General features: G+C 57.9%; 19 protein-coding genes, 1 tRNA gene and 1 riboswitch. Of the genes, 11 read left to right on the forward strand and 9 right to left on the reverse strand.

Annotation, left to right across the window (positions count from 1 at the left end; genetic code table 11):
- Positions 1-30: 30 nt before the first annotated feature.
- A riboswitch (SAM riboswitch) is annotated at positions 31-109 on the reverse strand.
- A 73-nt stretch (positions 110-182) separates the two neighbouring features.
- Positions 183-1,277 carry a 2'-deoxycytidine 5'-triphosphate deaminase gene (locus tag J3A65_RS20215; RefSeq protein ID WP_209903056.1) on the forward strand — a complete coding sequence of 365 codons (1,095 nt, stop codon included), beginning with the start codon at positions 183-185 and terminating at the stop codon, positions 1,275-1,277.
- A gap of 73 nt (positions 1,278-1,350) precedes the next feature.
- Positions 1,351-1,424: transfer RNA gene (locus J3A65_RS20220), tRNA-Gly, on the forward strand.
- Between the two features lie 31 nt (positions 1,425-1,455).
- On the opposite strand, the gene J3A65_RS20225 is transcribed toward J3A65_RS20220, so the two are convergent.
- Positions 1,456-1,650, reverse strand: a complete 195-nt coding sequence (locus J3A65_RS20225; RefSeq protein WP_209903059.1) for a hypothetical protein — start codon at positions 1,648-1,650, stop codon at positions 1,456-1,458.
- A 141-nt stretch (positions 1,651-1,791) separates the two neighbouring features.
- On the opposite strand from J3A65_RS20225, the gene J3A65_RS20230 reads away from it, so the two are divergent.
- The 3 genes from J3A65_RS20230 (at position 1,792) to J3A65_RS20240 (ending at position 4,722) form a co-directional block, all read left to right on the forward strand.
- Positions 1,792-2,037: a hypothetical protein gene (locus tag J3A65_RS20230; RefSeq protein ID WP_209903643.1), complete on the forward strand. Its 246-nt coding sequence runs from the start codon at positions 1,792-1,794 to the stop codon at positions 2,035-2,037.
- Between the two features lie 994 nt (positions 2,038-3,031).
- Positions 3,032-3,574, forward strand: a complete 543-nt coding sequence (locus tag J3A65_RS20235; RefSeq protein ID WP_209903061.1) for a hypothetical protein — start codon at positions 3,032-3,034, stop codon at positions 3,572-3,574.
- Between the two features lie 48 nt (positions 3,575-3,622).
- A protein-coding gene (locus J3A65_RS20240) for an IS3 family transposase (RefSeq protein WP_209899056.1) occupies positions 3,623-4,722 on the forward strand; the annotation gives its coding sequence in 2 pieces (ribosomal slippage) (positions 3,623-3,875 and positions 3,875-4,722; 1,101 coding nt in all).
- A 132-nt stretch (positions 4,723-4,854) separates the two neighbouring features.
- On the opposite strand, the gene J3A65_RS20245 is transcribed toward J3A65_RS20240, so the two are convergent.
- The 3 genes from J3A65_RS20245 to J3A65_RS20255 all read right to left on the reverse strand — a co-directional run bounded on the left by J3A65_RS20245 (position 4,855) and on the right by J3A65_RS20255 (position 9,179).
- On the reverse strand, positions 4,855-6,687 hold the full coding sequence (locus tag J3A65_RS20245) for a hypothetical protein (protein ID WP_209903064.1): 1,833 nt from the start codon (positions 6,685-6,687) through the stop codon (positions 4,855-4,857).
- 176 nt (positions 6,688-6,863) lie between these two features.
- Positions 6,864-7,637: an ABC transporter permease gene (locus J3A65_RS20250; protein ID WP_209903066.1), complete on the reverse strand. Its 774-nt coding sequence runs from the start codon at positions 7,635-7,637 to the stop codon at positions 6,864-6,866.
- Positions 7,638-8,000: 363 nt separating this feature from the next.
- Positions 8,001-9,179, reverse strand: coding sequence for a right-handed parallel beta-helix repeat-containing protein (locus J3A65_RS20255; RefSeq protein WP_209903068.1), 1,179 nt, complete (start codon positions 9,177-9,179; stop codon positions 8,001-8,003).
- Positions 9,180-9,486: 307 nt separating this feature from the next.
- Between J3A65_RS20255 and kdsA the strand changes: the two genes are divergently transcribed.
- The 3 genes from kdsA to J3A65_RS20270 all read left to right on the forward strand — a co-directional run bounded on the left by kdsA (position 9,487) and on the right by J3A65_RS20270 (position 12,322).
- Positions 9,487-10,332, forward strand: coding sequence for a 3-deoxy-8-phosphooctulonate synthase (gene kdsA, locus J3A65_RS20260; RefSeq protein WP_209903070.1), 846 nt, complete (start codon positions 9,487-9,489; stop codon positions 10,330-10,332).
- Between the two features lie 49 nt (positions 10,333-10,381).
- Entirely contained in the window at positions 10,382-11,377 is a 996-nt protein-coding gene (locus tag J3A65_RS20265) for a KpsF/GutQ family sugar-phosphate isomerase (RefSeq protein ID WP_209903072.1), read from the forward strand.
- A 186-nt stretch (positions 11,378-11,563) separates the two neighbouring features.
- On the forward strand, positions 11,564-12,322 hold the full coding sequence (locus J3A65_RS20270; RefSeq protein ID WP_209903074.1) for a 3-deoxy-manno-octulosonate cytidylyltransferase: 759 nt from the start codon (positions 11,564-11,566) through the stop codon (positions 12,320-12,322).
- Between the two features lie 123 nt (positions 12,323-12,445).
- On the opposite strand, the gene J3A65_RS20275 is transcribed toward J3A65_RS20270, so the two are convergent.
- Both J3A65_RS20275 and J3A65_RS20280 read right to left on the reverse strand, forming a co-directional pair.
- Positions 12,446-12,700, reverse strand: coding sequence for a hypothetical protein (locus J3A65_RS20275; protein ID WP_245341597.1), 255 nt, complete (start codon positions 12,698-12,700; stop codon positions 12,446-12,448).
- Between the two features lie 275 nt (positions 12,701-12,975).
- A complete protein-coding gene (locus J3A65_RS20280; protein WP_209903076.1) occupies positions 12,976-14,898 on the reverse strand; it encodes a glycosyltransferase family 2 protein in 1,923 nt (640 codons plus the stop codon).
- Positions 14,899-15,103: 205 nt separating this feature from the next.
- Here J3A65_RS20280 and J3A65_RS20285 point away from each other — a divergent pair, with 205 nt between their 5' ends.
- Positions 15,104-15,856 carry a transporter substrate-binding domain-containing protein gene (locus tag J3A65_RS20285; RefSeq protein ID WP_245341725.1) on the forward strand — a complete coding sequence of 251 codons (753 nt, stop codon included), beginning with the start codon at positions 15,104-15,106 and terminating at the stop codon, positions 15,854-15,856.
- A 43-nt stretch (positions 15,857-15,899) separates the two neighbouring features.
- On the opposite strand, the gene J3A65_RS20290 is transcribed toward J3A65_RS20285, so the two are convergent.
- From J3A65_RS20290 to J3A65_RS20300, 3 genes are all read right to left on the reverse strand, one after another.
- Positions 15,900-16,565: a helix-turn-helix transcriptional regulator gene (locus tag J3A65_RS20290; protein WP_062453904.1), complete on the reverse strand. Its 666-nt coding sequence runs from the start codon at positions 16,563-16,565 to the stop codon at positions 15,900-15,902.
- A gap of 209 nt (positions 16,566-16,774) precedes the next feature.
- Positions 16,775-17,422 (reverse strand): response regulator transcription factor, encoded by a 648-nt coding sequence (locus J3A65_RS20295; RefSeq protein WP_209903081.1) that lies wholly within the window; start codon positions 17,420-17,422, stop codon positions 16,775-16,777.
- Between the two features lie 98 nt (positions 17,423-17,520).
- Positions 17,521-17,925 carry a hypothetical protein gene (locus J3A65_RS20300; protein ID WP_092663642.1) on the reverse strand — a complete coding sequence of 135 codons (405 nt, stop codon included), beginning with the start codon at positions 17,923-17,925 and terminating at the stop codon, positions 17,521-17,523.
- Positions 17,926-18,017: 92 nt separating this feature from the next.
- Between J3A65_RS20300 and J3A65_RS20305 the strand changes: the two genes are divergently transcribed.
- On the forward strand, positions 18,018-18,365 hold the full coding sequence (locus tag J3A65_RS20305) for a DUF952 domain-containing protein (protein ID WP_062453901.1): 348 nt from the start codon (positions 18,018-18,020) through the stop codon (positions 18,363-18,365).
- On the forward strand, positions 18,362-19,465 hold the full coding sequence (locus J3A65_RS20310; RefSeq protein WP_113165334.1) for a quinone-dependent dihydroorotate dehydrogenase: 1,104 nt from the start codon (positions 18,362-18,364) through the stop codon (positions 19,463-19,465). The genes J3A65_RS20305 and J3A65_RS20310 overlap by 4 nt, the downstream gene beginning before the upstream one ends.
- Position 19,466 lies beyond the last annotated feature (1 nt).

Raw genomic sequence — 19,466 nt, forward strand, 5'->3', positions numbered from 1 at the left:
GATACAAAAAAAACCGGCCGCAATCGCAGACCGGTTTTCAACCCGGTCTTTTTAGCCACTTGTTTAACGTGGCTGCAAGCCGACCGGCCAAATCACCACGGGATAAAGCTGCCTTACGCCTCGCTTCCGCTTGCGTCAATGGTCCGCATTTGGTTTTGTCGGCCCCAAAATCTGAAAGAGACATGATGGCTCGCGAAACGGGAATTCTGGCGGACCGCGCCATTGCGGCGCTCTTCGAACAAGGACGGCTGAAGTCCGAGAGGGCGCTTGATCAGGACCAGATCCAGCCGGCAAGCCTTGATCTGCGCTTGGGCCAGAAGGCGTTTCGCGTGCGCGCCTCGTTCATGCCGGGGCCGATGAGTCTCGTGTCCGACAAGCTTGAGCGCCTCAGCCTGCACGTCATCGATCTCTCCGAAAGCGCCGTCCTCGAAACCGGCTGCGTCTATATCGTGCCGCTGATGGAAAGCCTCGATCTGCCGGCCGAGATGTCGGCTTCGGCCAATCCGAAAAGCTCCACCGGCCGCCTCGATATCTTTACCCGCGTCATCACCGATCGCGCCCAGGAGTTCGACAAGATCCCTTCAGGCTATTGCGGCCCGCTCTATCTGGAAATCTCGCCACGCACCTTCCCGATCGTCGTGCGCCAGGGCTCGCGCCTGTCGCAGATCCGCTTCCGGATCGGCAACGCCCTTCTCCAGGAGCCGGAGCTGTTGGCGCTGCATGAAGCCGAAACGCTGGTTGCCGCCGCGCAGCCGAACATATCCGGCGGCGGCATAGCGCTGTCGATCGATCTTGCCGGCGACAAGGATGGCCTGATCGGCTATCGCGGCAAGCACCACACGGCCGTCGTCGATGTCGACAAGAAGGCCCAGCACGATCTGTTCGATTTCTGGGAGCCGATCCACAGCCGCGGCCGCAACGAACTGATCCTCGATCCGGACGAATTCTACATCCTCGTCTCGCGCGAGGCCGTCCATGTGCCACCGCTTTATGCAGCCGAAATGACACCGTTCGACCCGCTGGTCGGCGAATTCCGCGTCCATTACGCCGGCTTCTTCGACCCCGGCTTCGGCCACGAAGCCGCCGGCGGCCGCGGCAGCCGCGCAGTCCTGGAGGTGCGCAGCCACGAGGTCCCGTTCATCCTCGAAGACGGCCAGATCGTCGGTCGCCTCGTCTACGAACACATGCTGGAAGAACCCCAGGGCCTCTACGGCTCCGGCCTCGGCTCGAACTATCAGGCGCAGGGCCTCAAACTCTCCAAGCATTTCCGCAGCTAGAAAGCCGCCCCCGGACGCTTCCACCCCGGCGACCTTGACAGACACGGCCCATTGTTGGAAACCTTCCCCCGACGCGGGTGTAGCTCAATGGTAGAGCAGCAGCTTCCCAAGCTGAATACGAGGGTTCGATTCCCTTCACCCGCTCCAGACGTTTCAATTACTTACAGGAAATGGCGTTTCACTGTTTCACCGCCGTTACACTGGCGCGGTTCGCGTTTCGTGCTTCGGCTATTTTGCGGCTCGTCTCAAGCCCGTCGCCGCGGCTGTACTTTTTGGTCATCTTCGTTGTCGAGTGCGTCGCGAGACTGCTGGCAAGCTCCAGCGACCCGGTGGCCTCGACGGTTTCTGAAACCGCGCCTGCGCGCGAGTCCATCGACAAGATGTTCGAAGGAACTCCAGCCTTGTCTCTCACTTTGCGGTATTTCTCCGCGTAGCGGTTTTCCCACGTGGCTCTACAACGCCGGCGGCGTTGGCGAGCGCAACTCAATCGAAAGGCAGAACAATGAAGCAGGTGATGCGTCTGATCGTGCTCGCAGCAGCTTTGATGAGTGCTTCGACGCTGGCGGGGTGTTCGACAGCAGCTCCGGCAAGTGCCGACGGCCTTAAGCGGGTGGTCGGCACGGACCTAATCGGAGCTCGCGGGCTGACGTCGGCCGACAAGCGCAAGATCGGGCGCACGGTGGCCTCTCTCTGCGCCGCGTCCATCTGGTCGAAGGATCAGTGCCGACAGCACGACAAAGCGATCCAGGCGCCGCTATGATTCTAGCCAAGATCCTTATGCGAACCTGCAATCTTCGTTAGAGGCCATCCGCTTGGCGGTGGCGTGGCCCCTAGCTTTTCCGCACGCTGGTCCAGCTTCTCGGCAGCCTTTGCCCGCGCGTCTTCGTATGTCTCGGCCGTCACTGTGACGATCCAACGACCAGCCCGAAAACGATAGGTGTTTTTCGGGGGGTACATTCGGTGTCTGGATCCTGCTACGAATGCCATCCACGCCACGCGGCGATCGATCCCCTTCTTGGTTTCGTCTGAAAGCAAGTTCCACCAGGCATTGAAGCCTGCGCTTGTCTCTGATTTCGCCATGATACTCTCACTTACTCTGTTGGTCGTTGTAGCCGGCGTTCAACGCAGCATCTCTGCAATCTCGGCCGCTTCGCTGTGCGCCTGGTTCGGTTTGTGCGGGTAATGCTCCCAGCACCACCATTGCGGCTCTCCGCGATTGCTTGAGAAGCCAAAGCCGCCCCACTCCCGGCATGAGGGGACGCTGCACCAGTGGACGTAAAGCTTCGTCGGTCCACTTAAGACAGTCCTGGTCTCGTCGCTCATCGGCGTGGCTCCCCGAGGGTGTGTGCTTGCAGAAGGCAAGGAAATCTAGCCCTGCATCTCTCGGTTCCGGCGTGCTCGCACCTCATCGCCAGCACACGCCGGATCTGAACGAACTCCGCGTTCGCTCCGAACTTCTTGACCAAGCTCTTGTGGCTGAAAACGCCCTGGCGCGCGCAGGGGGTGCAGACCATCTCAATGGTCTCGGCGCGATAGTCTTGGAGCGTTGGAAGCGGCATAGCAGGTTTCGTCTGTCGTTCGGACACGGGTTCTCGCTCGCGCACGGTGCACGTGTTCGCCTTCGATAAGGATGGTGATGCCGACGTCATGCGGCGTTTTCGTTCTCACGATGTTCTAAATCTTTGACATGAGTCAACACCCGCTATCGCGCGAAAATGCCAGAGGCCTAAAAACGAATGACTGGGAGAAACGACATGCCAAACGGCAGCTTTGATCCGGAAGCGAAATACGCGCAGCTCGGCGAGCGCGTCGATAATCAGTCCCGGCAGATCGGCGACTTGGATACACGGATGAAGCAAGGGTTCTCCGAGATAGGATCTCAGATCCGGAGCCTAATCGATGACATCCGCGGCGGTTCAAAGACACAGTGGCCGATCATCATTGGCTTCTGCTCGGTGACGATCACTGTCTTGGGCGGTCTCGGCTTCATGGCGTTGCAGCCAATCAAGGACAACATCACCACTATGCGCGAGGACATGCGCATGCGGTCGATCGAGACAAAGGACAGCCTGTCGACGATCGTCTCCGCCATGGTCACGCAGAAAGAGATGGAGTGGCGGACAGCTCGTAGTCAGGAGGACCGCCAGCGAACGGAGGGGGCCATAAAGGACATCCGCGACGGGCTGGTGCCGAGGGCAGAACATGAGCGCGTCTGGGCAAACTATGACCAGCGGTTTCAGGATCAGCAGCGGCAGGTCGACGAATTGAGGCAGGCGCAAGGTGACCTGAGCCCCTGACCTTCCTCCAGATTTTGGTAGAGTCCGTCACATCAAGGAGACGGACGAATGAAGCGTTCACGGTTCACGGAAGAACAGATCATCGGGATATTGAAGGAGCAGGAGGCGGGCGCGAAGACGGCGGACGTCTGCCGCAAGCACGGCATCTCGGACGCAACCTTCTACAAATACAAGGCGAAGTATGGCGGCATGGACGTGTCCGATGCGCGCAAGCTGAAGGCGCTTGAGGACGAGAATGCCAAGCTGAAGAAACTGCTCGCCGAAGCCATGCTGGACAATGCGATCCTGAAGGATGTCGCTGCAAAAAAATGGTGACGCCCGATGTGAAGCGGGATGCGGTGGCTCATGTCTGTGCGCAGCATGGGGTGAGCCAGCGTCGGGCGTGCGAGGTTCTGTCGGTGGATCGGTCGAGCATGCGATATCGCAGCGTGCGGCCTGACGATGCGGCCATTCGTGAGGCGATGAAGAAGGTGGCATCTGAACGACGCCGCTTCGGTTATCGCCGTATCCACGTCATGCTCGACCGGCAGGGGATCGTCATGAACCTGAAGAAGCTTCGGCGTCTTTATCGGGAGGAGAAGCTGACGGTGCGCAAGCGCGGCGGCCGGAAGCGAGCCTTGGGGACAAGGCGTCCTCTGGCTCTGCCCTCGCGTCCCAATGAGCGCTGGAGCCTGGACTTCGTCAGCGATGCCTTCACCGACGGTCGCCGCTTTCGGGTCCTGGCCGTCGTTGACGACTTCACCCGCGAATGCCTATGCCTGGTCGCCGATACATCCCTGTCAGGCGCAAGGCTTGCCCGTGAACTGGATAGTCTCATCGCCAGACGCGGAAAACCGAGGACGATTGTCTCGGACAACGGGACGGAGATGACCAGCATGGCCATCCTCAAATGGTGCCAGGAGAGCAAGGTCGAATGGCATTACATCGCCCCCGGCAAGCCGATGCAAAACGGCTTCGTCGAAAGCTTCAACGGCAGCTTCCGCGACGAGTGCCTGAACGAGACGCTGTTCTCGTCGCTCGCTCAGGCCCGCGCCGCAATCACTGCATGGAAGGAGGATTACAACAGAAACAGACCGCACTCGTCGCTGGGCAATATCACCCCCAGCGAATTCGCAATGAAAATGGCCATGGAAAAACAGGCCGCATGAGGCCAGATTAAAAATCCAAGACTCTCCCGAAAACTGGAGGGAGATTGGGTCTCAGGTCAATCGCGTCGAGGCGAAAGGATCGGCCAGCGTTAGATATGCACCCGACTCGACAGTATCATAACATGTCTGTGTTTATTGATTGTCACTAAGGTGCTTATAAACACGATCTGATATCCACCGGGCGGCTTTGCCCTTGTCTGTAACGTCACACGCGAACTTGCGTCGGTAAGCGTACCAGAAAAGCCGAAACTCCTTGGGTGAAAGGCGTCCCTTACCGGCTTCGAATTGGGCAGCAAAGTCTCCAGCGTGCTTGCACACAAAGCACGCCGGCATATAATCAGCGCGGCCGAACACATAAACAGGCTTTTCATAAGTCAGGGCCTCAGCACCCACGCCAGAGTTGATGACGCAGACGGCAACCGCTTTGGGTATCACGTCGTGAATGTTCCCGGTTACGAGCACGATATCATTGGCAACCTGCTGGAGGAACATTGCAATTTCAGGCGATTTGCAGGAGGGATGGCGTTTCACAACGACTGCTAGATTCCTACGCTTAGCTACAGTGATCACCTCTTCCAGCATCTTGAATGGCGTGCTGTAGGCTAGGCTTTGAACGGCATCGCCAAGAATTTGCAGTGCAACGAAGATGAACGCATCTGGAAGTTCGCTGTCGGAATCAACTTGCTCATATTTCGAGAGGCGAGACGTGAGAAAGGCAATTCGGTCACGTTCGAAGAAGCTATCGGCGTCACTCTGACTGATCCCTTCTTCGACCCAGTCTGCTGGTCCCGTTGATGAGAAGGATGACCAGCCGGCATAGCCAGACGTATCGAAACTGAAGAGACCACGGCGGTCAGTCTCTTTGAAGTGAAGTCCCCGTGGGCTGTTTGAAATGGTATGGTACGAAAAGAAAGGGACATCAAAGTCCAACTCGCCATGAGTTTTTATCCGACTCTTCACGGTGTATGGAATTTTCGCTTGTTCGAGGGTCGCTATAATTTGCTTCAAGCAAAAGCGAATGTCTGCGCGAAACCCCGGATAATCGATAATGTTGGACCGTACCGCAGCTCCTGGAATAACAACGACAGCCTGGCCGTCGTGTCTGCTAGGGGAGCTTCTGCCGCAGCGAACTAACATGTCCAGCCGAGCCTGTTCGATTGCGCCCATGCAAGGAGCAAGGTCCGCTATGAGTTCTGAATATTCGTCGACAACCTTTTGTGCTTTTAGTAAAAGAGCTTGAGCACTTTCAGCAATAGATCTTGCTGACGACAAGTCGAATGTCGACGCCGCTCCGATTGCCGCATCTTTCCAATACCGCTTAAAGAGATCTCGATCCGTTCGAATCTTAATAACATCATCGAGTATCCGAGACGTCGCTATAACGAAAAGATCTTCACGCTGAGCTGTTTCCGCAGCGGCGGCGGCCGTGATGGACGCACTGATTAAGATACCGTCAGGTTCGGTTCTGATGAAGTCAGTCATTACCTCTGCGACTTTGGCCGGCATTTGTTGCGAGTGATAAATCGACCGCTTTAGAGACATTGCAGCATATCGGATATTGTAGTTTTCACTCGTGGTTTCTGAGAGCGCTTCCAAAGCGGCCGCAGCGTTGCCGTCTCTAAAAAGAATATGTGCATCAAGTAGCTGCTGTTGGTCGCTACGCAAAAGACCGGAGGCAACTAGCACACGAGCTGACTCCTGCATTTTCTCAGTCTTGTATCGGCTCAACATCGACCACTTCAGGCCGAACTTACTGGCGTACTCAAGCAGCGCGGCTTCTGCTTCTTGGCGGTCTCCATCCTGTTCTGCCTGTAAAATTATCCCCTGTAGGACCAAGTCGTTTACGTGGTTTAATCCCATCGCAGTAGACAGGCCACGCCCAGTCCAGAGCACAGCTTTCACGACGCGTTTATGCCTACCTTGCTTGATGGCTTCTTCTATGTAGTCGACGACGTAATCGATCATGATTGTTCTTGATAGGCATCCGTTTCCACAGCGCTATCGAGTAGCAGTATCTCGATAGTCAGGCCACAAGATTTCTTGCCGTTGGCTTGTAAGGTACAGAGCCGGTGAGATCCCGAATGACAATTTCACAACGTCCGGTTCACCAAACCTTGAAAGTGCCGGCGGACCCGGGACGTCTACTTTTCGCGAAGTCGGGACACGTTGAAGAACGTAAATAGTATGAACCCCAACGCTAGCGCCGCTCCCGATGTCTCCAGGACGAACGACATGTCGAGACCACTCACGGGAGACTCACCGTAGAAACCCTCTCGGAAAAGAATCACGATATGTGTAATCGGGTTATATAGGAGGTACGTGCTAAAGGGCTCAGGCATCGCGGATGGTACATAGAAAATGCCAGATAGCAGAAACAGTGGACGAGAGACGATCGCGTAGAATTTTGCGTAAAGCGGATAGTGGAAGAAAAGAACCATGTTCGTCATCGCGACGCCTATTGCGAATGCCCAGGCAAATGCAATTGCTTCGAAAACATCACGCCAGATTATTGGCGAGGTGTGCCCGGCATAATGGTATGCGGAGCCAATGATTACTGCCGCGACTAAAATTGATGTCAGGGCTTCCAAAACGAACCGACCGACAACAGCGTCGATTGGTGCGACGACCGGGTAGGTTAATAACGCCCGGTTGGCGCTTATGGACGACGTTAGGTAGTCTTCCATGGCTCGAAACATGTTGAATGCCATGTATCCGGTTGAGTAGAACAGTATGAAGCTCTCTCCCATCGCTGGCATCCGGCCGACCGATCCCATGAGTGCTCCCATGATTGCAATAAAAGCTATGGGCTGGACGAACGCCCATATGTAGCCGCCAGCTTTCGTGCCGTATCGCGTAGCGATTTCACGTATGATGAAAGCGAATACAACTCGTAAATGTATTTTTAGAGGATTCACGCGGAAGTCCGATCGGCTGGAAGCTATGCGTGGCACGATTACACCCAAGTTTTGGGAACTGAAAGACCTGCCAATGGCGAAGTTTTGTCAGGAAGGAGGACAACCCGCACGACGACTGGAGCAGTCTCAAAGAAGCGGTATGGTGCACGCGACGTGATCATGGACACACGCTTAGCGGATTAATCAGCTTTAATCATCGATCTGGCGGTTGTCCCTTGAGCGATTCGGCAGATCCTCCTGAGATCGGGTGTTGTGAGCACGTTGTCGCGTCAGATAGCGTTTAAGATACCCCGCCGACTGAACGTCAAAAGACGCCTGTCGTCAGCGCGGCGACATAAAAATGGCAGTCGAAAGTCGGACGAGCTAATGGCTATTTCTGCTGACCTTGTTCGAAGGATCATCGTTGCGGATTGCCTCATCTCCAGCTCCGCCGATCTTGTTATTTTCGACAATGTTATCTTGCGCAAGATCCTTTGAGGTCAAGCTGCTCCCGAATGGATGCGACGGGTCGATGAAGCAGTACGATCGGTTTCCGTTTCGTGAGTTTAGCCAGACCGCGGGACTTTTGCCGCCGCCCATTTTGAAGACGTTGCCTTCGATGCGATTATGCTGAGGAGCTTGATGTCTGATCGTTCCGCCCTCTCCACAGTTTCGGTAGAGGAATACCCCGCCGTTGAGGGCTGTGTTGAATGTGTTGCCGGAGATCTCATTATCCGCAGAGCCGTCTACAGCAATGATCTCACGGCCCGCCGTAGCGATATCGAATGTGTTGTTCAGTATCCTATTGCTCGCCGATTCGGCATCCAGGTAGATTGCGGTGACTCGTGACTTACCTTCTATCCTGGAGTTGATCAGCGATACTTTAGTCGCTCCAGGACTGACATAAAATGGAGCCGTCCCCGAACTCTTGATGCGTACTCGGTCGAAGGTAATGTTCGTCGGAGCCGCCGACTGAGCAAACGCAGTATGGTTTCGGTTCAGGGATGATTCCTTCACGTTTTCGGCTTCGCCGTTTCGTCCAAGACCGTAGATCCGGACACCACCTGTAATCTCGCAGTTTGTGACGGTCACGCTGCTGGGTCGAGACCACTTTCCTCCCTGCTGTTTAGATTTCACTAGTACCGCTCCACCGTCACCCTTCGGCCCGTCTCCTTCCAGCCGCCCGCCATTGCAATCCAATGTGCTTCCGCTTGATGCATCCCCCTCAAAGAGAACCTGGCGGGTGACCACTGCACCAGCAGGGAGCTTGACTGAACAGGTAATCTTGACTGGCGATGTATCGGACGCCAGGAGAGAATCGACTGTATTTGCTTCGCAGTCTGACGATCGTGCGTCCTCTTCCTCTACTGGCCTCGCAGGAGACAACTGGGCCACCGGACGTTCGTCGTGCCGGGAAGGGCGCTCACCTCTCTCTGCCATTCTATTTTCTGACAAATCACGCATGTCGATACCTGCAGTGATAGGACTGAGGTCCGCTTGGCAGCTGGTGAGGAGGTTAACTGCAATGATCAGCATTACGAGGGTGAACTTGTTTCTAGCCATGCTGTCCTCGTGAGATTCTGTGATGGGTACCTACAGAGGCTTTACTGAGGCTGACACCAAGGCCCTTAGATCTCGCGTCAGATCATGCGAACCCGATTCAACGTCGACGAGCGTGTCAGTCGCACCTTTGCCGAAAGGATGCGTCGCGCGGATCCAATATATTTCGTCAACTGCCACTGAGCGTTTCTCGCCGTGACAGAGATCACCCTTGCTGCTAATGACGTCGCATTCATCCGCAGGGATGGCCGCGTGATCGTGTCGGCAGCCCCGGGGCAAGGTGTGGTTTTCGGTTTCGAGGAATAGTGAAATGACAGTCTCCGCCAATTCTGAAGTGTCCGTGGGCGAGGGGAGTTCGAAAGTCGTTTTCTCAAACACGGCAAAGCTCTCGCTGATTGCCGGTCCCTGTCAGATGGAAAGCCGTGATCATGCGTTCATGATCGCCGGCACGCTTGTCGAACTCTGCAAGAAGCTCGGCATCGGCCTCGTCTACAAATCCTCCTTCGACAAGGCCAACCGCACGTCGATCTCCGGCAAGCGCGGCATCGGCCTGGACAACGCGATGGCAATCTTTGCCGATCTCAAGAAGGAATACGGCTTTCCGGTTCTGACCGACATCCACACGGAAGAGCAGTGCGGCCTCGTGGCCGACACGATCGATATCCTGCAGATCCCCGCCTTCCTGTCGCGTCAGACCGACTTGCTGGTCGCGGCTGCAAAGACGGGTTGCGCGATCAACGTCAAGAAGGGGCAGTTCCTGGCACCCTGGGACATGAAGAATGTTCAGGCGAAGTTCCTCGAAAGCGGCAATCCCAATGTGATGCTCTGCGAGCGCGGTGCGTCGTTCGGCTACAACACTCTCGTTTCCGACATGCGTTCGCTGCCGATCATGGCGTCGCTCGGAAGCCCTGTTATTTTTGACGCAACCCATTCCGTCCAGCAGCCAGGCGGCCAGGGCGGCTCTTCCGGCGGCCAGCGCGAGTTTGTCGAAACGCTTGCCCGTGCAGCCGTCGCAGTCGGTGTTGCCGGCGTCTTCATCGAAACCCACGAAGATCCTGACAACGCACCGTCTGACGGTCCGAACATGGTCTACCTGAAGGACATGCCGCGGCTTCTGGAAAAGCTGCTGGCCTTCGACGCCATCGCAAAGTCTTGAGAATAACTGCAGCTTACAAGCTAATTGTTTCGGAACTGAAGGATACGGTATGACGACGCCCGCTGTGCGAGTAGAAGAATACGACGTCATTGACTCCGCGCATCGAACCCTTTCATTTGGCAAGCAGGGGTTAGAAGCTTTGACCGACGCTATGCGTGGGGGCCTCGGCGAAGCGTTTCGTAAGACGACAGAGCTAGTAGGTCGTATTGATGGCCGGTTAATCATAACCGGCATTGGTAAGAGTGGCCATATCGGCCGTAAGATCGCAGCGAGCCTTGCATCCACTGGAACGCCGTCCTTCTTCGTACATCCGGTCGAAGCAAATCACGGCGATCTAGGCATGATTACCCCAAGGGATGTAGTGCTGGCGCTTTCCTGGAGTGGTGAGACGGCGGAGTTGCAGGGTATCGTTGCTTACACTCGTCGTTTTTCCGTTCCACTGATTGCACTCACATCCGGAGAGAACTCTGCCCTGTCACGCGGATCTGAGATTGTGCTGTTGTTGCCAAAGGCAACTGAAGCCTGTCCCCATGGTTTGGCGCCGACTACGTCAACGCTGATGCAGTTGGCTATAGGTGACGCTCTCGCCGTGGCGTTGCTTGAGGCTCGTGGATTTTCAGCCGTTGACTTCAGGGTTTATCATCCCGGTGGCAAACTCGGGGCTATGCTATCTCACGTCGCGGACCTCATGCACATCGGCGATCGTCTCCCCTTGGTCAAGGTGGGGATGTCTATGGTGGATGCTATCCACGAACTATCGCGTAAGCGCTTCGGCTGCGTCGGCGTAGTGGACAACTCTGGTCGCCTCCAAGGTGTTGTGACTGACGGAGATCTTGCGCGGCATCTCGATAGCAATCTGTCAGAGATGTGCGTGGAAGATGTTATGACGCGCAACCCGAAGACGGTGCCGAAAGACATGCTTGCTACCGCCGCTATGGCGATTCTTAACGAGTACAGCATTGGCGCACTGCTTGTTGTCAACGACGACAATCAGCCGATTGGGATCGTGCATTTCCATGATCTTTTACGGGCAGGAGTCGCCTAGCAAGATATGACGGGTGAGCGAAATCACTGTAGAAGTCGCGTGGCGTCTTTTACAACTTCGGTCGTCTAATCAACGTTAGTTGGAAGTAAGCTGGTCTGATGACTGTTGAAGCATTCGCGACTCGTTGAAGAACGTAAACAATATGACGTCACTCCCACGGCGCAGGTTGAATTAGAAGGTTTTTCGATGACTTACACGGCTTTCGACCGAACGCTCGTCCTCATTCCAGCACGAATGGCGTCAACGCGCCTTCCCGGCAAGCCGCTGGCAGACATCGCCGGCCTGCCCATGATCGTGCAGGTCGCAAAGCGCGCCGAAGAGGCAAATGTCGGTCGCATCGTCGTTGCCGTTGATCATCACGACGTCTTTGATGTGGTGAAAGCCGCAGGTTTCGAGGTGGTCATGACCCGCGAAGACCACCAGTCGGGTTCCGATCGCATCTTCGAAGCGCTGACCAAGGCGGACCCCGATGGCAAGGTGGAATACGTCATCAACGTGCAGGGCGACCTGCCGACCGTGGAAGCCGACGTCGTGCGCGCCTCGCTCAAACCGCTGCTGGACAGCCCGCAGACGGATATCGCCACGCTGACGGTCGAAATCACCGACGAGCATGAGAACACCAATCCGAACGTGGTCAAGATCGTCGGATCGCCTCTCTCGGATACACGGCTTAAGGCGCTCTACTTTACCCGCGCCACGGCCCCTTATGGCAACGGGCCGCTTTATCACCACATCGGGCTTTACGCCTACCGCCGCACTGCACTCGAGAAATTCGTGGCGCTCGGCCCTTCGGTGCTCGAAAAGCGCGAATCGCTCGAGCAGTTGCGGGCACTCGAAGCGGGCATGCGCATCGATGCTGAGATCGTCGCATCGGTGCCGCTCGGTGTCGACACGCCGGCCGACCTTGAAAAGGCGCGCGCCATCTTATCCTCCCGCGGGTTGTAACGGATCAGGTTCACCGACTGCAGGCCAACGGATCTCCGTTCAGCGAACGGTTCAACAGTTGTTTTACATCTGAAGGCTTGCTGCTTGGCAACGAGAACGCAGTCTATTCGGCTGTAATGACTGCTAGTGCACCTCAGGCGGGGGATAGCTCCGACCGATCGAAACGAGATATTCTGTGATCTCCTCGAGAAGGTGATCGCGTTTACCGTAGGCTTCCGTAATTGCGGAAAGCTGCGGCATGACTTCTTCAAGCTGACCATCTGGAAAATCGGCATCGCCGATTATATAGCCGACGCCGGCAATCCCTGTAATGTTGCAGCCGGTCGCGGCTACTTCCTCGACGAACGCGGGAATGTCTTCTGGCTTCATTTTGTGCATCGTTATCTCCCTTTCGCTGTGAACCATTGCGGTGAAGCGAAATGCGATCGACTAGCAAAACTGCTAGCGCGCTCGTCCTGGTGGGCTTGCGAGCTTCGAGTATCTGCGGTTCGCATGAGGCGAGAACGCCGGCCGGGTCGAAAACCCCGCCGACTGGAAGTCAACGGGGTCTCTGCCTCGTGAAACGCTGGCTTGATTTTCCTGATTGTTCTCGAAGCTTCCCAAGCTGAATACGAGGGTTCGATTCCCTTCACCCGCTCCAATCCCCCACCCGATCAGCTCTCCTTCCGGCGCGGCATGTGGGGTGTCTTGCTCCAGTGGAAGGGCTTTGTCCTGAGTTCCCGTAGCGCCTTCCAGGCGGCGAAGGATGTCATCATCCAGTAGAGCGGCACGGCAACCCAGCGGCGGCCGACGAGGCGCTTTTCGTGGTCGGTCATCGATCCGATGCCGAGGCCGAGGAAGATGAGATAGCTGCCGAGGATATTGGTGAAGTCGATCGCGAACAGGCCGACGACCTCAAGCGGCAGCGTGTCGATCGGCGCCCGCAGCATTGCCGAGAAGCCGACGCCGAGAAAGACGAGGATCAGCGGATGCAGCAGCGATGACAAAAGCATGCCGCCCACCAGCAATTGGATCACGCAGAAAGGCTTGATGCCGATTTCGCCGATCAGCCGCGCCGGGTCGCGCATCAGCACCAGCCAGGTTTGCAGCCAGCCCTTGAACCAGCGGCTTCTCTGCGACGTCCACACCTTGATCGATAAAGGCGCGTCCTCCAGCGTCTGGTGCCGCATCACGTCGGCGGTAAAGCCGAGCCGGTAGAGCCGCATGCCAAGATCGGCGTCTTCCGTCACGTTGTACGGATCCCATCCGCCGGCTGCGATCAGCGCGCTGGTGCGGAAATGGTTGGACGTGCCGCCGAGTGGAAGCGGCATGTTCATTCTCCCGAGCATCGGCAAAAGGCCGCGAAACAGCGCTGCATATTCGAGCGAAAACAACGCGCTCAACCAGCTTTCCCGGGCGTTGGTGATGATCAGTGGTGCCTGCAGGCAGGCAAGTTCGGATGGTGCCGCGCGAAACCGCCGGTACGCCTCGCGGAGTTGTAGCGGGTGCGGCCTGTCCTCGGCGTCGTAGATTGCCGTGAATTCGCCGCGCGCACCTTTCAGCGCATAGGTGAGAGCCTTTGGCTTCGTCCGCGGACCATAGGCCGGTACCTCGACGATCTCGAACTGCGGGCCAGGCTCAAGCGCCTTCAAGGCTTCGATCGTCTGCCGGTCGTCGATTTCGCATACGAACTTGATGTCGAGCAGAGATGCGGGCCAGTCCAGCCGCTTGAGGCTTGCGACCAACTGCTCGGCCATGGCCTCTTCGCGGTAGAGCGCGACGAGAATGGTGTAGTGCGGCAGCGGCCCGAACGGTGGAGCGACTGGCACGCGTTCAGGTGCCACCAACGTTTGCCGGATCATCGCCGAAAGCCGCAGACAAAGCGTCGAGAAATAGGTGAGCGACAGGACGATATGCAGCGCAAGCAGCGTATCGATCGGTGCAATCAGCAGGAGACAGGCAAGGGTCGTCAGAAACGACCCACCGTAAAAGCCCTGGTGGCCTGCGAGCACAACGCGGGCCGACAGCAGGGGTCTCTGCTCGAACAGGGTATTCGTGGTCTCGCGGATGCGGCGCGCTGCATCGGCTTTCCAGACGGATTCGCGAATGGCGCTCGGCGTGGTGATGACGAGATCGCGGCCCACAAGAGGCAGGGTCGCAAGCGTTGCCGCAATCTGCGAAAGTCGCGCCGCCTCCGGCACGATGGCGATTTCCTGCGCCTTGTTGCGATGGGCGATCCTCACCATGGTCGGGCGTGTCAGCTGGGCGTCGGTCGAGGGCAGGATAACGACAAGCGCGGGATCGAGCGACGAGACGAAGGGAAGTCGCAGCAGACGGGCGATGGCACCGTAATAGGCGTCTTCCCTCACGTCGCCGCATGCCAGAAGCTCGGCCTCGACCGTCGTCCCGTTTTGCCTGGAGAGGCCAGCCAGCTTGGCGATCAACGGTTTCGAGAAACCGAGGGCCGCAAGCGCTGTCAGCTCGACCTGGATGCCGGGACGAAAGTCGAGCAATTGCCCGGACTCGATCTCGTCGGTCGGCGGCGCCCCCGTTTCGTCGTGATAGGTCGGCTGCGAAGCATGTTCCTCTGAGCGCATGTTGCTGCTACACCGTCCGCAGACGAACCCCTATTGCCCCACACGGATCATAAAGATGCGATACCTGATTACATCCCTAAAAAGCAGTGGTGTTTTCAAGTTTATGCAGCTCTTGGTGGTGGTGATATACGGACTTCTGTCCGCAACGCAGGCACTTGCGGCCTCCACCGCTCCGCCTTCTACCCCGGCGACCCAGCTTCCGCTGATGTTTGACGCACGAGAACGCGTGGAGCGCCAGGATCTGTCGACAATCCTGCGCGTGCGCATCCTGACGACTGTCGATTTCCCCCCTTTCAATTTCGCAGATCAATCTGGCCGGCTGTCAGGCTTCAACATCGATCTCGCCCGCGAGATTTGCTCGGTCCTGAAGATCGAGGCAAAGTGCCAGATTCAGGCCATGCCCTTCGCGGATCTCGAAAAGACCCTGGAAGACGGGGGCGGGGAGGCCGTGATGGCAGCGGTCGCCGCAACTCCGTCGCTGCGGCAGCGCTTTCTGTTTTCCAGGCCCTATCTCGGTATCCCGGCAAGGTTTGCCCGCAACAACGCGGCGACACTGGCTGCGACCACGGTATCGGACCTCAGCGATCGTCCGGTCGGTGTCGTCAAGGGAACGGCGCATGAGGCGATGCTAAGAGCGTTCTTCCCGAAGCTCACGCAAAAGCCGTTCGACAGTTACGAGGAAATGCTGGCAGCGCTGAAGGAGAGACAAGTGGATGCAGTCTTTGCTGATGGCCTTCGCCTGCCTTTCTGGGTCGCAAGCGAGGCATCGGAGACCTGCTGCAGCCTGTTCGACGGCCCCTACCTGTCGCAGAAATTTCTAGGCGAGGGCCTGACCATCATGGTCCGCAGAAACGATCCGACCCTTGCCGCCGCCTTTGATCAGGCGCTGGCCGAATTGTCGCGCAACGGCCGCCTGCAGGAACTCTACCTGCGCTATTTCCCGAACGGCCTCTATTGAGACAGAGGAATTTTTTCTCAAGAGACGCTGAATGCAACGCGGCTTACTGGCTCGCCCAGATGATCCGCGCCATCCATTCCACATCGGCCGTGTCGAAGGAACGGTTCGCGTGTTCGGGGTTGAGCGACAGAAGCTCGATCAGGCGCGCGCTCTGGCGCGCCAGAACTTTCGCCATCACCTCGCCCTCGCGGGTTTTCAACACCACGCGGTCGCCACGCCGAACCTGTGCGCCGGGCTCGACGATCAGCACGTCGCCGTCCCGATAGAGCGGCATCATGGAATCGCCCTGGACCTCGAGCGCGTAGACACCGGCTTTTCGGGCGGGATCGACGGGAAATTCCACCACATCCCAGCCCTGTCCGGCAGGAAAACCGCCATCGTCGAAAAAGCCGCCGGAGCCGGCCTGGGCAAAGCCGAGGAGCGGGATCGTGCCGTTCTGGGAGGGAAAATTGCCGTCGGGAAGTTGCGACCTGCCCATCGCATGCGGCAGATAGCTCATGAACTGATCGACCGTTGCGCCGGTCGCTTCCAGAACTTTGGCAATCGATTCCGTCGAGGGCCATCGCAGCCGTCCATCGGGGCCAAGCCGTTTCGACTTGTTGAACGAGGTTGGATCCAGTCCTGCGCGTCGGGCAAGCCCGGACGGCGACAGCTGATGACGCTCAGCCAGCGTGTCGATCGCGATCCATATCGTCTCATGTGACAGCATCGTCGTCCCTGCCCCCGGCACAAGAGGAAACAGCCGTTGCCGCCTTCCGCCTGCCATTGCCGATCAGTCCCGTTGGATGCAAGCGTCAAGGATACCGGCCCTCAAGGCCGCCGCCCGGAGATGAGCGATCTCCGCTTGCTCGTCGCAGAATTTAGCCCAGCAGGGGGATTTCGTAAAGCAGAAAAGGAATAAAATCCTTTGCTGCTATCCTACGCCACCATGGCCATGTTGAGCCGGCCGAGCTTGATGACGGCTTGGGTGCGACTATCGACGTTCAGCTTCAAAAGAATAGCCGAGACATGCGCCTTGATGGTCGCCTCCGAGACGCCCAGCTCGTAGGCGATCTGCTTGTTGAGCAGGCCTTCGCCAAGCATCGACAGAACCCGGTGCTGCTGGGGCGTCAGCGTCCGCAGACGGTCGAGAATGTCTGATCTTGCGGCGTCTTCCTCGCTCTGCGATGTCTCGCCTTTCGGCACCCAGATATCGCCTTCCAGCACGGCCTGTATTCCGGCCCTGATATCGTCAAGCCCGCAGGATTTGGAAATGAAGCCGGAAGCGCCCAGATCGAGCGCCCGCCTGATCGTGCTGCGATCGTCCGTGGCTGAAACGATGATCACCGGTAGCGCCGGAAAGGCCGACCTGAGCGACGTCAGGCCCGCAAATCCGCTCACGCCCGGCATGGCAAGGTCGAGCAGCATGAGATCGGTTTCGGGATTGTCTTGCGCCGCTCTTCTTGCCGCATCGAAGTCGCCCGCTTCGACGATGACAATTTCGTCGGCAACGCCTTGTATCGCCTGTTTCAGCGCACCGCGGAAAAGCGGATGGTCGTCGGCGATGATGATGTTGAGTGTCTGCATGTCCACGCCCCCTCCCAAAGGCATAGTCGTGCTTTCCCTGTAATACCTAATGTGTAGCGCCGAGTGTGGCGCGACACAAGTCTGCAAAATAGCATGACTCAGGTCCTGTCCGGTTGCGGCTCGCCGCCAAATTCCCGTACCATCGACATGACGCCGCGCATGAACCGCTCGATGATCGAGAGCGACCGGTCGACAGCATCGTCATCAGGAAAGGTCTTGGGGCGATCGGCAAGACGCTGTTCCAGCGCGGTTACGCGTTTTTCGAGCAGATCCAGTTCCTTTTCATAGGCGGCCCGCTCGTCCGGTGCCATGCGGCAGACCAGTTCTCCGTCGGTGTCGTTGCACAGCGACATCGCGCCGGTTTGCGTATCCAGCCGAACGATCCCCTGTTCGGTCCGCTCCAGCTGGAACCGCCGGTCGTCTTGCGCTTGAGCCGGCAGCGAAAGCACCTGCGTCGAGAGCGCAACGGTTACAAAGACTCGTGTCGCAGTGATCCTTTTCATGATCCTTCCTCCTCATTGCACCATGGACAATCAACGCCCTTTGCGGCAAACGGTGCCGATCATAGATCAGAGCCGGACTATGGGAGTTCGTGATGCCCGATATCGTCTACAAGATTGTACCCGATTCACTTTGGCGCAAGGCCAAGGAGACTGGTCGCTTCGAAGGTGCGGAAATCGACCTGCGCGACGGCTACATCCATTTCTCCACCGGGTCCCAGGCGCGCGAAACGGCCAAGCGGCATTTCGCCGGCCTGACGGGCCTGATGCTGGTCGCCGTCAACACGCTGGTTCTGGGCGATGCCCTGAAATTCGAACCCTCGCGCGGCGGCGATCTTTTCCCCCACCTATATGGCTTCCTGCCGTTTTCAGCCGTGCTCTGGGAAATGCCGCTTTTGATCGGCGTTGACGGCCAGCATGCCTTTCCGGAGAAAATGCCATGATCGGAACAGTGATGCGGCCGTTTTCGGCGCTGGCGTCGCGCAGTCTGTTCGTCTTCGATCCGGAAAAAGCTCACGGCCTGTCGGTCGCGGCGCTGAAAAGCGGTGTCGTGCCGGCCTGCAGCCTCAAGGCCGATCCGCGGCTCGCCCAGACGATCGCCGGCATCCGCTTCGAAAACCCGATCGGGCTTGCCGCCGGCTATGACAAGAATGCCGAAGTGCCGGATGCGGTCCTGAAGCTCGGCTTCGGCTTCACCGAAATCGGAACCGTCACGCCGAAGCCGCAGGCCGGCAACGACAAGCCGCGCATTTTCCGGCTGGTCGAGGATCGCGGCATCATCAACCGGCTCGGCTTCAACAACGAGGGCCACGAGGCGGCGTTCCAGCGACTTTCGGCCCGTAGAGGCGCAAGCGGCATCGTGGGCGTCAATATCGGTGCCAACAAGGATGCGCAGGACCGTATCGCCGATTACGTCGCCGGTATCCGCAAATTCTACGGCCTTGCCACCTATTTCACAGCCAATATCTCGTCGCCCAACACGCCCGGCCTGCGCGACCTGCAGGCGCGCGACAGTCTGAAGGCACTGCTCGAGGCAATCCTGTCCGTGCGTGACGAAGAGGCGACCCGCCATGGCCGTTCCGTGCCGATCTTCCTGAAAATCGCGCCGGATCTGACCGAAGAGGGAATGGACGACGTCGCGGCAGAAGCTACGTCCCATGCTCTGGATGGTCTGATCGTCTCCAACACGACACTGGCGCGTGACGGTCTGCGCAACCAGACCCAGGCGAAAGAAGCGGGCGGCCTTTCCGGCGCGCCGCTGTTTTCACGCTCCACGACCGTGCTTGCCAAGATGCGCCAGCGGGTCGGCAAGGATCTGCCGATCATCGGCGTCGGCGGTGTGGGAAGTGCGGCGCAAGCGCTCGAAAAGATCCGCGCCGGAGCCGATCTCGTTCAGGTCTATTCCTGCATGGTCTATGAAGGACCGGGCCTGCCATCCGCGATCGTCCGCGGCCTGTCATCTCTGCTTGACCAGGAAAAGGCCACATCGATCCGCGAACTGCGCGACACGCATCTCGACCAGTGGGCGGCCAAAAGCCTCTAGA

Source organism: Rhizobium sp. PvP014, from assembly GCF_017876855.1.
GTDB classification, from domain to species: Bacteria; Pseudomonadota; Alphaproteobacteria; order Rhizobiales; family Rhizobiaceae; genus Neorhizobium; species Neorhizobium soli.

Bases quoted from the DNA above. Each gene is read 5' to 3' on its own strand.
- J3A65_RS20215 (WP_209903056.1), top strand. From the start codon at position 183: ATGATGGCTCGCGAAACGGGAATTCTGGCGGACCGCGCCATTGCGGCG.
- J3A65_RS20225 (WP_209903059.1), bottom strand. From the start codon at position 1,650: ATGGACTCGCGCGCAGGCGCGGTTTCAGAAACCGTCGAGGCCACCGGG.
- J3A65_RS20230 (WP_209903643.1), top strand. From the start codon at position 1,792: ATGCGTCTGATCGTGCTCGCAGCAGCTTTGATGAGTGCTTCGACGCTG.
- J3A65_RS20235 (WP_209903061.1), top strand. From the start codon at position 3,032: ATGCCAAACGGCAGCTTTGATCCGGAAGCGAAATACGCGCAGCTCGGC.
- J3A65_RS20245 (WP_209903064.1), bottom strand. From the start codon at position 6,687: ATGATCGATTACGTCGTCGACTACATAGAAGAAGCCATCAAGCAAGGT.
- J3A65_RS20255 (WP_209903068.1), bottom strand. From the start codon at position 9,179: ATGGCTAGAAACAAGTTCACCCTCGTAATGCTGATCATTGCAGTTAAC.
- kdsA (WP_209903070.1), top strand. From the start codon at position 9,487: ATGACAGTCTCCGCCAATTCTGAAGTGTCCGTGGGCGAGGGGAGTTCG.
- J3A65_RS20265 (WP_209903072.1), top strand. From the start codon at position 10,382: ATGACGACGCCCGCTGTGCGAGTAGAAGAATACGACGTCATTGACTCC.
- J3A65_RS20270 (WP_209903074.1), top strand. From the start codon at position 11,564: ATGACTTACACGGCTTTCGACCGAACGCTCGTCCTCATTCCAGCACGA.
- J3A65_RS20275 (WP_245341597.1), bottom strand. From the start codon at position 12,700: ATGCACAAAATGAAGCCAGAAGACATTCCCGCGTTCGTCGAGGAAGTA.
- J3A65_RS20280 (WP_209903076.1), bottom strand. From the start codon at position 14,898: ATGCGCTCAGAGGAACATGCTTCGCAGCCGACCTATCACGACGAAACG.
- J3A65_RS20285 (WP_245341725.1), top strand. From the start codon at position 15,104: ATGTTTGACGCACGAGAACGCGTGGAGCGCCAGGATCTGTCGACAATC.
- J3A65_RS20290 (WP_062453904.1), bottom strand. From the start codon at position 16,565: ATGCTGTCACATGAGACGATATGGATCGCGATCGACACGCTGGCTGAG.
- J3A65_RS20295 (WP_209903081.1), bottom strand. From the start codon at position 17,422: ATGCAGACACTCAACATCATCATCGCCGACGACCATCCGCTTTTCCGC.
- J3A65_RS20300 (WP_092663642.1), bottom strand. From the start codon at position 17,925: ATGAAAAGGATCACTGCGACACGAGTCTTTGTAACCGTTGCGCTCTCG.
- J3A65_RS20305 (WP_062453901.1), top strand. From the start codon at position 18,018: ATGCCCGATATCGTCTACAAGATTGTACCCGATTCACTTTGGCGCAAG.
- J3A65_RS20310 (WP_113165334.1), top strand. From the start codon at position 18,362: ATGATCGGAACAGTGATGCGGCCGTTTTCGGCGCTGGCGTCGCGCAGT.